Genomic DNA, 14087 nt, shown 5'->3' with positions numbered 1-14087 from the left:
CCTTTATTTACTTATTTTTACTATAAAATGTTTTCAAAAAGTTAAACTTACAATTACCTTTTCAAAACGCTTTTTAAATTTATTATAAGAATTATTACATCTACACTTAGCATAAGCAGATTAACAAAAATAGTGTATAAATACGTATAAAGTGTTTCCCCTATACTTTTTGTCTTGAGTTTCACATATCCATAAAATAATAATTGTATTAAAGGAAGTATAAAAATAAATGTCATTTTAGAGACAGTATTTGAAATACTACCATCAAAATGCCACTGAATAGCAACATTCTCAGGCAATGCCTTATAAAAAATGATGTTTATGATAAATGTGAAAACAGCAAATAACCAGTTATTTTTGCCTAAAAAACTTATTGCTCGCATAAAATTTTTCTCCTTTCTTATATTACGTTTTTCTCTTCAATTAGCTTTTTCTTTTTATATATCAAACCAACCTTAAGAACTACAGATACCAATTATTTGTTATAATTATAACATTTGCTTCCTATAAAATCCACTATACTTTCATATAGTATTTCAAACTATAATACCTTGTAACTCATCTTTTAATAGTTTATAATGGAAAAAAGAGTATACATAAGGAGGAGATAAATTTGATTTTCACGCTGACACTAAACCCAAGTTTAGATAGATATTTATATGTCAATGACCTTATACTTGAAGACACAATAAGAGTATATAGAATTGAAGATTATGCTGCAGGAAAAGGTATTGATGTGTCAAGGGTTATAAAAGAAATTGGCGGAAATTCCATTGCCATATGCCCTTTAGGAGGCAATAATGGAAATAAGATACAAATTCTTCTGGAAAAAGAAAGAGTACTGTATTCAGCAATAAGAATAGAGAAAGAAACACGCATGAATATTATAATACAAACTTTAAAAGGCCAGTATAGAATGAGCCTACCTGGTGCACCGCTTACAAGCTTAGAATACGACCTTATCATAGACATGATAAAAGCAATAACAAGAAGAGGAGATACTCTTATAGCTTCTGGAAGTTTGCCTGAAGGTTTACCTTCATCAGTTTATTTTGATATTGTAAAACTATGTAATGACATAGGCCTTAGGGTATATGTTGATACCGATGGGGATAATCTTAAAGAGGCTGTAAAAGCACATCCTTTTGGCATAAAGCCCAATTTATTTGAGCTATCAAGATTATTAGGAAGAGATTTAAAAAAGGAGGAAGTACCTTCTGCTGCAAAAGAAATAAGTGAAAAATATGGTATAAATGATGTGCTTGTAACCCTTGGAAAAGAGGGTGCTATTGCTTATGTAGATAAAGAAACATACAAAATAGAGCCAATAGAAGTAAAAGTAAAAAGCGCCGTAGGAGCTGGAGACTCTTTTCTTGCAGGATTTGTTTATAAAAGAGATGAGTCAGTAGAAGAGGCATTAAAGTGGGCAGTAGCCAGCAGTTCTGCTTCAGTAATGAATGAAGGAACAACCTTGTGCAAGATAAAGGACGTAATAAATCTTCTTGATAAAGCTATTGTAAAAAGGATATAACTTAAATGGGCGTAAGCCTACCATAAAATAAAAAATGGCACCACATATATAAATGCCAAAAAGTCTGTCAAGAGCTACGCCCATTTATATTACATTATCTTGTCATCTCAGATTTTTAGACATGCATACTGCCTCCTATATATTTTTAACCCAATTTTAATAGTGGAATCTTAAATGTCAGTACGAAAAAAAGGAAAGATAGTACCAATATTAAATCAGAAATAAATCCGTCAACGGAAGCGTTAATAAACCGCAAATTTTCACTGGCATATTTCCTAAGAGGATAATACACAACACCTGCAAAAACAGGAAAAGATAAAATCGCAAGCAGTATTCCATACACAAAATTATATTCCATCTTCAATGTATTAAACCCTACTGCCAAAAGACACACTAACCCTCCCTCGGCGATGAGAAAATAGATCGTTTTTAACATTCTTTTTATATCTTTTTTATTTTCACTTTCCATCACTTCATTCTCTTTCTTGTTAACATTTAAATTTTTCATAATATACCTCACCTCTTTTATACTAAACTTTTCCTACTACCATTATAATATCCAAATTTATACTTTGTCTACTATACTTTAGTATAGTCTTTATTACATTTCCAGTTAATGTTTACATAAATAAGAAAAAAACTATACTAAAGTATAGTCTCAAATTTTAATCTACATCTATTAAACCTAACTTCTGCTTTTATCACTGCCTCTTTGATATTTTTTACTCCAAGTTTTTCTAATATCTTTCTCTTGTGATATTTCACAGTCACAACCCCTATTCCAAGAGCTTCTGCTATGTCTAATTCTCTGTATTTCTTTGCCTCCAATACCAGTATTTTTATCTGGTTGTCATTTAATTTTATCTTTATCTCTTTTTCTTTCAATATCTTTTCATATTCAACTGCTATTTTCTCAGCCAGCAGTTTTATTACCATTGATACTTCATTTGTGATTTTTTTATTAATAGTTGATATATCAACATAACCATGATAATAAATTCGCTCATCTTCTTTACTCTTTCAAGTGCTTCATACAACACTTTTGCTGCATTTGTTTAAAAATACGGATTTATAGCAGTAAAAATCATAAAACTGTTTATACCCGGTGTACCGCTTTATTAATATGTACCCAATAATCCATTTTTTCTGGCGTACCTACTACTCACGTCAAAAACTACCTCAAAGCCCTCTGGCAGATATTTAAACCACCCAATAGTCCTGCTTTTTTCAAGACTTCCACCAGTTCTTCCTCTATTGTCTAAAGTACTCAAAGGCACAGCTCTTTTTCTAATCCTATTGCCCTTTTAAAAGGTATACTAGAAATTAAAGCTGTAATTAAAGATAAGAAAAGTGCAGCATAAAGCCCCTTTTTGTCACTTAAGATTCCAAAGGAGTAAGTACATAGAATTGTAGAAACACTAATAAACAAACTATATATTGAAATAATCGTTGCACGCTCTGAAGAAGGTATTAACTTATTAAAATAAGCCATAAAAATCGGAGTGTGTGCAGAATATACTGCTGTATAAATAATATAAGGTATAAATGAATACTTGGGAATCGCATACATCATAAATATAAACAATGCAGATGTAATACTGACAATCATTAGTGTGCGAGCTGCCCCTTTAAATCTTTCAGCTATCCTGTCAGCATAACGGGGCACAAAAATACTAAGTACCATCGTTAATGCTAAAATAATACCAAACAATTCTACAGGTATGCCTGCCCTTTCGAAATAGGGCTGCCACAACATTGACATGATTCCTGACGAAAAAAAGAAGAAAAAAGACCCGACTGTAATGGATAACAAAATCCTGTGTTTAAATAGATACACAGTTCCTTTAGCAATTTTATTAAAATACTCTCTGTAACTGTATTCGTCCGTTTTTTTCTGTAATTTAGCTTCTTTGCCCGCTAAAAATACGTAAATAAAAACCAAAAAAATCCCTATACCTTCTATTAGCCAGATTTCTCTAAAGATATTATAACGTACTAAAACGCTGCCTCCTAAAAATCCTATCGTACTACCTAAATAGTTAAAACTTGTAAGACGTCCCCAGTATTTTGTCAGGTCTATTTCTTTTTGACCCAAAAGAAACGAATCAGCAAACCAAGATTCAAAGGCTCCAGAATTAAGAGTTGCTCCAACTCCTGATAAGAAATATAAAAATAATAAAACTGTAAAAGAGGTGTTGAAATATATCCCAATAGAAGTTAAACTGCCAATCAATAAAGATAAAAGAACAGAAAATTTACGGCTATATGTATCAGCAAAAGCACCCGTAGGTATTTCAAATAATGTGACCGCTATGTGGTTTATTATTATGAGGAGTGAAATTTGTGAAAAATCTAAATTAATTTTATTAAAATATATTACCCAAAATGGTGCCATTAAAGATGTAAAAAAACTTGAAAACAATGTTACTGTCAAGAAAAATCGTTCATTCCTTTTTAAATTTTGCATTTATTTAAATCCTCCTCTGAAGGAATAAATTTACCAAATTTTATGAAATTTCCAGCAATACAATAATTTGTAGAACAGAAGCGAGCAAATTCACATTTAGTACACAGAAATCTTTTGCTTAATCTCTTGGAATAACTTCTTATCCTTTTTGCTTTCTCACTATTCCATATTTCAAAAATATCTTGTGATTTTATGTTGCCTAGAATTATTTTATCATCTACTCTTTGCTCGAAAATCCGGCATGGAAGCACATTCCCATCAGGTTGAATTTCAAAACCGACGTTTATATTGCAACCTGGAACCTTTTGGTCTTCAATAGACTTGGGTACATCTCCCATTATTTTAATGCCTTTATATTTTCCTTCTATATTCCAAATTTTTTCGTTAACTTTCTTTATTTCCTCCTTATTTGGTATAATGTTTGACAATTGTTGCCCCCAATCCCAAGGTTTCAAGCGTGCAAATTTAACTGAAGTAACTCCCAAATCGCTTAACAATTTTACAGTTGTTATATCAGAAGCCAAATAAATTAAATAGTATTATCAAAATAAAAAAAATTCTGTTGAGAAGGTAAATCAACAAATTCAAAAACATTTTTATGCCCTCAATCATTACTTATAATCATATACCTCCAAATTTGTTATCAATAGCGGATTAAAATTGATATTGCTTTAGAAACTTACTTTTCCCTTAAAACATCCTTTTCCAAAACTCATTTTTATTAATTTCATAAAAGGTCTGGTTTTCACCTGTTTCAATATTTCTCTCTGATAATTTATTTAGAGTTTTGTTGTTTCTATTGAAATATTTAAAAATTTTATATGCTTCTATTAAAAATATAGAGACAATAATATAAAAAATCTCACCTGCATTTAAAATAAGTGAAAGATTCTTAAGAGGCCATGTTACTATAATTCCAGCATTTAATATGAAGTGCATTACACAGGCTGTATATATGTTTTTTGTCCGCAAATACAAATAACTAAAATATATTCCCCATAAAGTTAAATATAAATACGGTAATAATTTGTAACCATGAGAAGGCCAATGTCCCATCGCAAATAATATATTTGTCAATAAAACAGCAATTATTGCATGTAAAACTTTATTCTTCAGACTAATTATTTCTGATACTTTATGATAAATAATAACTCTAAATAAGTATTCTTCCGTTAGGGCAACAAACACAAATAAAAAAATAAATAATATTGCCCCTACATAATCTACCCAACTAACCCAATATAACGACTTCTCCTCTATGCCAGTCCAAATAGTAAAATTGTATATATGAAATATATCCAACAAACATTTTGTAATTCCTACCAGTAATATTGTAAAAACTATCAATTTTAAAAACGCTTTTAAAGAAATTTTGACATATTTCATATAATCAAATTTTTTCAATAAATACAGTATTATAAATAACAACAAAAATTGTGATGTATAATTATATGTTAAAGTACTGATCATTCCTATAATAGGGGGATTGTGAATATCAAAAATTTTAAAGATAATTCGCAGTATATTTCCAATTATAAATCGTGTTCCATATACAAAGCCTGTATTAAATATAAGAAATATTAAGATTAATTTAGTTAATCTATTTATCACTCTAACCACCCATTCTTGTAAAAAATATGCGGTATCTATACCGCAATAACACTTTATCGTAATTTCTATTTTTTAAAATTTACCAGCTGTAATAACAGTATGATGCACAATAAGGATCGCACTTTTACCTTGCCACCACACATCCAGTCCAAAGGGCAATAATAAATTGAACACCCCATTACTGGTCCTGGATCCACTTGTACAGAATCCGGTTTTACAATATCTTTAGAATTCCTAGAATTTAGTGGTCAATCAAATACTCGATCACGTCACCTCCCTCCTTCTGTTATCCTTTTATTTTTTCTTATATCTTAGTTTTTTTAAATTTCTCATCACAACTAGAACACCTTATAGCTTATATTATAATTTATTACTTATTTAACCATTAAATGGATGTGTTTAATAAGCCCTATATCATATTTCCATATTATAGCAAAATGCTTTAACACATATCTCATGTAGTTTACCTTCCCATGTTTTACTGGAACTTAGTTCTTAATTCTTTCTGTCATGAAGTGGATGTCATTTATCTATCCCCAGAGCTTCTGCTATGTCTAATTCTCTGTATCCCTTTGCCTCTAATGCCAGTATTTTTGTCTGCCTGTCATTTAATTTTATCTTTATCTCTTTTAGCTCTTTTTCTTTTACTATCTTTTCATATTCACTTGCTATTTTCTCAGCTAGCAGTTTTATTACCATTGATACTTCATCCACAATTTTCTGATATATACATATCTTACTATCTTTCCCTTTCTCATCACTATATATTTTGCATGCATAAATTCCAAAAAGAGTAAAATAATCTTCATTTTGCCTCGCATCAATATTATCCATATAATCATGATAGTATTACTTTTTCAGAATCAACATTATTAACAAAAATAATACCCGTAATAAAGAGTAAAAAGGTGAAAATAATAATACTATAATTTACAACTTTTATAGAAACATTCTGGGAAACTATAAAATTGGGGAGGTATGAAAGCACAAATATTAAAATGAATTTAATTCCATATACAATTGAAACATTCTTTAAAGTAAGATCAAAATAGAAGATTAATAAAATACTTCCAATCACAAAAATCAAGGCATTACATAACGCCATAATAAAAGTAATTAATGTAACAGGGTGAAACATTAAAAACATAACTATTCCCCAAATTAATACTACACACATACTACAGATGATAGAAGGAAAGAGTTTAATTGCAAAAATTATCCCTGGTGGTAGAGGCAAAACAAAATATCTATGATAGAGATTACTTAATTTTTCTTTTTCAAAATTTATAGTCGTCATAAAAGCAGCTGCATACGAAATTATAATCATAAGAAATAAAATATAAAAAGTGCAAATATCAGAAGAAGAACTCAATAAATCAAAAACATTTTTCATATTTTTTACAACAATTGCTACAACCAAATTTAAAAGGATAAAAGGGAATATTGACACTTTTAAAAAATTAACAACTTCTAATCTTATAAGTTTTAGCATTTTTACGCCTCCATCCCCATAATCTTTATATATAATTCTTCAATGTCTTTGATAGCTTGATACTTTTGGATATTAAACTCTTTAATTACTTTTTCATCAACTACATAAAGATTCTTGTCTTTTACTTTATTATCCAAAAGTTCAGGATAATTACCCTCTACTAAATACAGCTCTTTTTTAATTTGAGTTTCTAGCAATGTTTCTCCTTCTTTTATTAATCCTATTCTGTCGCTTATTTTTTGTACTTCATTTAAATTGTGAGAACTAAAAAGTATAGTTTTGCCTTGCAATTTAAACTTTAATAGAATCTCTCTTATGGTAAGCTGCATTTCTGGATCTAAACCGGATGTAGGTTCATCAAGAATTAATAATTCCGGCTCCGGCAAGATAGCATTAATTAAAGAAACTTTCCTTTTCATCCCTTTAGAAAGTTGTTTCACTTTTTTATATACATCACTTCTGGAAAATTCAATTATATCAAGATACTTATATATTTCCCTTTCCTCAATTCCATATATATAACATGTTTGTCTCAGGTTATCCAATACTGTCCACTCCAGGTTTAAAGTCTCATACTCAAACATAACTCCTATTTTTTTAAAATGTCCTCTGGACAAATTTTCTCCAAATATTTTTATTTCTCCACCATCTCTTTTAAGTAAACCGAGTATTATACGTAACGTCGTTGTTTTGCCTGCACCATTCCTCCCTAAAAAACCGTAAATCTCTCCTTTAAAAACCATCAGGTTTACATCTTTTAAAACAGGATTCCCATTTATTGATTTTTTAAGTTTTTTTACTTCAATTATTTTCATCGTGTACCTGGTTACCCAAACTGTACAAAAATGTACAGTTTAGATAGCTGGGGTATTTATAGTCCGCCCTTCAGACTTTCCCAGCCCCAGCAGGCGGTTTTTGGGAAAGTCATAGCCCCTGCCCCAAGAAGCAGGAACTTGCGCCCTTACGGGTCTCCCCACTTGCCCTGAATTAATAATTCCTTCAGGACAGAGAAGTCTCTTGGTACCTTCTCAGGAGAGAGTGGTGTCACCACCGCTACCTTGAGAACTTGCCAGAAATCATAGGTACTAAAACTTGTTCCATCCAGAGGTTTCTAGCACCCTTCCTGGCTTACTCTCAAGGCTTTGTAAAAATTCTATTGCTTTGTTTATTTCTCTTAAATGTTTTTTCTTTAAATGCTTATTTCTAACTGTTTTCTTTACATGTTCTTTTAATTCTTCTAATTCATCTACAGTCAATGCGTTGAGAAACTTTATATAATTATCTGGTATCTTTTCTTGTAGTCCTAATCCCCTTCTTGCTATTACATAGGCCGCTGCTATATCTTTCGTTATCATGTATTGCGGTGCATATTTTAACATCCCTATTATTGAGGTGTAATAAGGATTGACTTCTATTACTTCTATCCCTTCTCTTTTTGCCAGTGTTTTTATTTTTGAAAGAATTGATTTATAACTGAAATTATGTCTTATTCTTCTTGATTTTCTCCCTGAAAAGTCTCCTCTTTTGCCTTTGTCTTTTATTTCTAATCCCTCAATTACAATTGCTTTTCTTTTCTGTTTTGCTATTTTTACTATTTCATGAGCATAGTGCCATCTGAAGTATTCTCTTTTGTCTTTATTTCCACTTGCAAGCTCTGGCATTGGTATATTCCCATAGCCTATTAGATTCCCTTTTTCATCTACTTCTACCCATGATATGTTGTCTGGATATGCGTTTATGTCTATTCCTATGACTCCTTTTTCTTTTGTTATCTTTACTTCCGGATATTCTTCTTCAATAGCAAAATAGGCGTATATACTGCCATTTTTGAGTTTTAATTCTACAGAGTAGGGTATGTTTGATTCGGCGATTTCCTGAAGGAGTTCTTCTCTGCTTTTATTCTTTTTATAGCCTGCTTTTATTTTGGTATATACATATTTTCTTTCCCCTACATTTATCCTTAAGAAAGTGCCATTTTCTTTTACTTCTATTCTTGTGTTGAGATTTCCTTTTTTGCTTTTATCTCCTCTTGAATACAGATTTCCTTTTCTTTTTTCTTGCCACTTTGTTTTTAGCTTTTGATATTCTTTCCCATTTATATGGCGCTTTTGAAGTTTTTCAAACAAGTCTCTTCTTCCAAAAATTACTTTCTTTGGATTATTCCCTAATTCTTTAGAGGATTCTAATGTGCTTTTTGCTTTCATTATTGCATCATCTACGTATCTTGAGTTTAAGTTAAAAATCCCTTGAAGCTCTCTTTTTAGTATGTGTCTATCATAACCTTGTAAGAGTCTTTCGTATGTAAATCTCATGCATGAAGACCATCTTCTCATTAAATCTAATACTATTTGTTTGTCTTCTTGAGTTAGAAAAATGAGTTTAGCCTGTATCACTATCATGCTTTTTACCACCTTTTTGTCCGTAAATTCTTGCTGCGAAAGATGTTACTATTGCTATTAAGTCTTCTGCGAGTTCTTTATTTCATTTACTCCACTTGCTATCTCATGTATGACTTCATACTGCCATCCTTGGGAATTGGCGTATTCTTCAAGCCTTCTAATTTGATTCTTAAGATATTCTTCTTGTTTCTTTGTGGATACTCTTGCATACAAAATTACTTTAGGTTTTGGTTTTTCTTCCAGCATGCCTAATAACTTCTCTATATCTTCTTTTTTGTACCTTCTTTTTCCTTTTGGTGTTCTAACTGGGGTTATTAATCCTTCTTTTTCCCAGTTTATTAATGTAATTCTGCTTATATCATACAGTTCTTTGACTTTTTTATAGTTAATAACATTTATTGTCATCCAATTGAAATTACATCATTTTTTACTACTAATTTCAACTGTTTTTACCTCCCCAATAAATTATTATCACTTTTAAATAATTCTATCTCCAAATTAAAAAGCTTAGGTAAATTTGATGAGTTTAAATCTCTTAGTGATTGGTTAAATCCATAGTTCCATATCAAAATCAATATACGGTATATTTTCATGAGAGATCATTACAATAATCCTATCTTCTTTGATTTTATTTAAGTATTTGCAAAAATTATTTTTTGAGTAATTATCCAAAAATGTTAATGCTTCATCTAATATGATGACTTGAGGATCTTGAGCCAAAGCTCTTAGTATCGTAATTTTTCTTTTTTGACCTTCTGATAAGTTATCTCCATTATTTGTAATTATACTGTTAAGATTTAAAGTTTTATCGTTAATCAAATCATCAAAGCCAAGTTTTTTAACTAAGCCTATTATTTTTTCATCATCAATATCTCTCCCCATCTTAATATTATTCCTTATTGTATCACTAAATAGAGATACATTTTGTGGTACAACTCCTATAAGTCTTTTTAATGAAGATATATTAATATTTTTCACATCTATACCATCATATTTTATAATCCCAGACTGGGGAGTTAATAAGCCACATATTATATCAATTAACGTTGTTTTCCCTTTGCCATTAGGTCCTAAAATCCTTATGGTTTTACCAACTTCTAATTTCAAACTTAAATTCTCGATTATACTAGTATCTTTTTGATATGAAAAAGTTACATTGTTTAACGTGATACCATTCTTTATTTTTGATATTTTTATATTATCATCTTTTTTACTTTCACTTTTTTCTATAAGTTCAAAATATCTTTTTAATGCTACTTTTGATTTTTGTAACTCAATATTTATATTTGACAACGATTTTATTGGTTGAAATAACTGATTAATATATGAAGATAATGCAACAAGCCCCCCTATCGTTAATTTCCCTAGTATTACTTGGTAACCACCATATAAAAGCAAAACTATGGAAGGAATAAAAAATAAAAAAGAGAGTAATGTATTGCTTATGCTACTTATATAAATACTATCAAACCTTTTATTTATGTATTCATGAAGCACAATTGAAAATCTTCTTTGAGCAAATTTGTATGTATTCAAGTATTTTATTACTTTTATGTTGGAAATATTCTCATGTAATACATTATTAATTTTTGAATTAATCTGCATGAATCCTAGATTTATGTTTCTAAATATTGGATTATAATATCTCAAAACAATATAAATAAGAGGAGTTACTAATATTGAGATTATCGTTATCTCTTTATTTATAGTAAACATTATTGTAAACGCTATAACCAATGTCGCTACCTGTGTAATTATATTTATAAATGTCCCAACAAATAAATTTACAACATCAGGTAATTCGTTTAGGATTCTTGACATGACTTCACCTGTTTGTTTTTCGTTAAAAAAAGTAATTTCTTTATCCATAACACTTTTATATAAATTCAATCTTAAATCATATAATACTTTTTCTCCAATATATGTAAAAATGTAAGATTGAATAATGTTTAAGATAACTCCTAACGCATAAACACCAGTAAAAACTGTTGTATATTTTACTAAATTATATGTATCCTTTTTTGCTATTGCTACATCTATGATCAATTTAATGATATACGGATTCAATAAAGATATAATCGTCGATAAGATTATTATAAAAAATCCTATTACCTCCCTCTATTATCTTTTATTTTCTCTTAATATCTTAGTTTTTCTTTAATTTTCTCATCACAACAAGAGCATCTCATGGCTTATATTATCATTTCTTACTTATCTAACCATTAAATAGGTAAGTTTAATAAACCTCATATCCTATTTCCATATTATGGCGGGATAGCTCCACTTATCTCATGGGGTTTACCCTCCCATGTCTTACTGGATCTTAGTCCTTAATTCCTTCGTTCTACCTGCCATGAGGTGGATGTCATTTCTGCTCCATTGCAGGGTCTTTGCCCGTATGGTGATTATTCTTGTATGACAATTCCCGCTCTTGTTGTCAATATACCATCTTGACTAGTTGTTTTTGTTTTATTCCTTACTTTACCTTTTATGTCACGTCGTTCACACTTTCGTTTTCCCTAAAAATTAATTCTTCTTAAGGGTCAGCTTTTTAGATGTGAGTAATTTAAAGCTGAAGAGAAGATGATTAACCCTTAATTGATTTGATAGTATGTTAGCACTTTTTATGCAGCTTCCTGTAAGGCTGGCCTCTTTATGTCCTTCATCATCTTGATTGGGTCATATTTTACTCCTTTTTTTAATATGACATAAAATACCCTTATCAGTTTGTTGCACAATACTATTAGTGATTGCTTCTTTTTTAGCGGGTTTTGCGCTCTGGTAGTGTAATATTTGTGTAGTTCACGAAACTCTTCGTTTTTTGCAACCAAGGCCATTACTGCATTAAATAGTACTCTCCTCAATCGCTTCCTCCCTCTTTTACTTATTGTCGTTTCTCCTTTATGTTTACCAGAGCTATTCTCTACTAGGTTTAATCCTCCTAGTTTTTGTATCTGTTTTGGATGTTCATATTTCTCAATATCTCCTACTTCTGCAATAAAACCTGCTACTGTATTTACTCCTATCCCTTTGATTTCTAGTAGTTCTTTAACCCCTGGTATCTCAACTATTAATTCTTCTATCTTCTTCTCTATTTCTTCAATTTGTTTTTTGAGAAATTCGTATTGTTCAATGAGAGTCTTTATCTCGTATTCCGCCATCTTTATGCCCTGCTTCTTCCCTATGCTCTCCTTAGCAGTTTCTATCAGCTTTATAGCCCTTTTTTCTCCTACCCCTCTTTGTACTTCTTTCTTCCATATCGATATTATTTCTTCAGCACTCTTTTTTGCTATCTTCTCAGGCGTTGGAAATTCTCTTAATGTGATAAGTGCTGCTTTCCCTTCCCAGTCTGAAAATACGGTGTTAAACTCCGGAAAGTATATGTCCATCCATCTTGTTATTTGATTTTTTGTCATCCCTATTTGTTTGTTCAACCTGTCTTTTATGTCCATCGCTACCCTTAATTCTGCATATACTCCTTCAGGTATTGTCGGCTCTACATATCTCCCATCTTTTACTAGCATTGCTATTGTTTTTGGGTCTTTTTTATCGCTTTTTGTGGGAGAATTGTCATCTAATTCTTTGCTCCTCTTTACATGAAATGGATTAACCAATACTACCTTTATGTTATTGTCTTTAAGGTATTGGGCAAAACATAGCCAATATTGCCCTGTCGGTTCTATCCCTACTATTAGTTTGTTTTTCTTATGTCTCTCCATCAACTCTTTTGCCCATCTAAAAAATTTTGTCATACCTTCTCTATTGTTTTCAAATCTTAGGTATTTCCCATATTCTACTCCTCTGTAGTCAAATGCTCTGGCATAATGGCTTTCTTTTGCTATGTCTACTCCCGCAATTAATGTGTCTTCTGTTACTTGCAAAATCTTTTCATTTTGTGTATACTTCATTTTAGGTACCTCCTGTTTATTTTGATAATTCGAGGTAAGTTCTAGAACTTACACTCTGTATTTTATCAGGAGGTACTTATTTTTTCAAAGTTCATTCTTCCTTATTTTTTATTCATTACAGGAATGCTCCTTTATTAAGTAAGGCTTTAGTACTAAATATATATGTTTATACTCCTCTTTTTTCATAGTCAACCTCCAAATCAAATATAAGATTTTGTACTAACTAATTTCATAATATCTTTTAGTTCCAAAATAAATCAAAAATTTATAAAAAGCAAAAGTAATTATTCCTAATCCAATAGCAATATAAGGCATGTAGATGGTCAAGTCCGAATTTTTATGTAAAATCCCTCTAGTTAGAATTTGATTACTCTCTCTACTTTTCAACTCATTCTATCTCCAGGCTTTTATCGGTCTTTGACACCAGGACTCCTCCGCGTTGCTAAAAACTAACAGTGGTGATAAAGGTTATTTTATTAAAAAACAAACCTCGTCCTTAGCTTTTTTGAATTTTTTCCACTTGAAATATTCAGTTATATCTAAATACTTTCTTCCTTAACCCCATTTTTCATCTTGTCCCATTAACAAAGCTTTATTAGAGGAATACCGGATTATGAATTATAATAAAGGGAAAATATTTCTCTTAAAAATCTTGAATTCCATACCGTAATAAAAGGAT

Annotated in this window: 11 protein-coding genes and 4 pseudogenes; 1 reads left to right on the top strand and 14 read right to left on the bottom strand. The window is 30.4% G+C overall.

Annotated features, from left to right (window positions below; all coding sequences use genetic code 11):
* Nucleotides 1–53: 53 nt before the first annotated feature.
* Nucleotides 54–383, bottom strand: coding sequence for a DUF1648 domain-containing protein (locus EB239_RS04560; protein ID WP_003870915.1), 330 nt, complete (start codon nt 381–383; stop codon nt 54–56).
* A 230-nt stretch (nt 384–613) separates the two neighbouring features.
* Here EB239_RS04560 and EB239_RS04555 point away from each other — a divergent pair, with 230 nt between their 5' ends.
* Nucleotides 614–1531, top strand: a complete 918-nt coding sequence (locus EB239_RS04555) for a 1-phosphofructokinase family hexose kinase (RefSeq protein WP_003870914.1) — start codon at nt 614–616, stop codon at nt 1529–1531.
* 145 nt (nt 1532–1676) lie between these two features.
* On the opposite strand, the gene EB239_RS04550 is transcribed toward EB239_RS04555, so the two are convergent.
* The 13 genes and pseudogenes from EB239_RS04550 to EB239_RS04490 all read right to left on the bottom strand — a co-directional run bounded on the left by EB239_RS04550 (nt 1677) and on the right by EB239_RS04490 (nt 13408).
* Entirely contained in the window at nt 1677–2039 is a 363-nt protein-coding gene (locus tag EB239_RS04550; protein ID WP_003870913.1) for a hypothetical protein, read from the bottom strand.
* Nucleotides 2040–2196: 157 nt separating this feature from the next.
* Nucleotides 2197–2518 (bottom strand): annotated as a pseudogene (locus EB239_RS04545) (helix-turn-helix transcriptional regulator); the annotation flags it as partial.
* A gap of 131 nt (nt 2519–2649) precedes the next feature.
* Nucleotides 2650–2802 (bottom strand): hypothetical protein, encoded by a 153-nt coding sequence (locus EB239_RS14595; RefSeq protein ID WP_019907346.1) that lies wholly within the window; start codon nt 2800–2802, stop codon nt 2650–2652.
* The gene (locus EB239_RS04535) at nt 2799–3998 is read right to left on the bottom strand and encodes an MFS transporter (RefSeq protein WP_003870911.1); all 1200 of its coding nucleotides are present in this window, start codon (nt 3996–3998) and stop codon (nt 2799–2801) included. The genes EB239_RS14595 and EB239_RS04535 overlap by 4 nt, the downstream gene beginning before the upstream one ends.
* Nucleotides 3986–4426 carry a radical SAM/SPASM domain-containing protein gene (locus EB239_RS04530; RefSeq protein ID WP_318261439.1) on the bottom strand — a complete coding sequence of 147 codons (441 nt, stop codon included), beginning with the start codon at nt 4424–4426 and terminating at the stop codon, nt 3986–3988. Before EB239_RS04530 ends, EB239_RS04535 begins: the two co-directional genes overlap by 13 nt.
* Before the next feature lie 262 nt (nt 4427–4688).
* A complete protein-coding gene (locus tag EB239_RS04525; protein ID WP_318261438.1) occupies nt 4689–5384 on the bottom strand; it encodes a CPBP family intramembrane glutamic endopeptidase in 696 nt (231 codons plus the stop codon).
* 747 nt (nt 5385–6131) lie between these two features.
* A pseudogene (locus EB239_RS14905) lies at nt 6132–6338 on the bottom strand (LuxR family transcriptional regulator); the annotation flags it as partial.
* Nucleotides 6339–6447: 109 nt separating this feature from the next.
* Nucleotides 6448–7101 (bottom strand): hypothetical protein, encoded by a 654-nt coding sequence (locus tag EB239_RS04515; protein ID WP_003870907.1) that lies wholly within the window; start codon nt 7099–7101, stop codon nt 6448–6450.
* Between the two features lie 2 nt (nt 7102–7103).
* On the bottom strand, nt 7104–7916 hold the full coding sequence (locus EB239_RS04510; protein ID WP_003870906.1) for an ABC transporter ATP-binding protein: 813 nt from the start codon (nt 7914–7916) through the stop codon (nt 7104–7106).
* Between the two features lie 146 nt (nt 7917–8062).
* Nucleotides 8063–9500, bottom strand: a pseudogene (locus tag EB239_RS04505) (IS200/IS605 family accessory protein TnpB-related protein).
* Nucleotides 9481–9905, bottom strand: a pseudogene (locus EB239_RS04500) (recombinase family protein). The pseudogenes EB239_RS04505 and EB239_RS04500 overlap by 20 nt, the downstream one beginning before the upstream one ends.
* Nucleotides 9906–10046: 141 nt before the next feature.
* Nucleotides 10047–11597 (bottom strand): ABC transporter ATP-binding protein, encoded by a 1551-nt coding sequence (locus EB239_RS04495; RefSeq protein WP_404815210.1) that lies wholly within the window; start codon nt 11595–11597, stop codon nt 10047–10049.
* Nucleotides 11598–12124: 527 nt separating this feature from the next.
* Nucleotides 12125–13408: an IS110 family RNA-guided transposase gene (locus tag EB239_RS04490; RefSeq protein ID WP_003869362.1), complete on the bottom strand. Its 1284-nt coding sequence runs from the start codon at nt 13406–13408 to the stop codon at nt 12125–12127.
* Nucleotides 13409–14087: the final 679 nt, after the last annotated feature.

It is taken from the genome of Thermoanaerobacter ethanolicus JW 200, assembly GCF_003722315.1.
Lineage (GTDB): Bacteria > Bacillota > Thermoanaerobacteria > Thermoanaerobacterales > Thermoanaerobacteraceae > Thermoanaerobacter > Thermoanaerobacter ethanolicus.
Note: the sequence above shows the minus strand (reverse complement) of the source record. Positions and strands in the feature narration are given on the sequence as shown.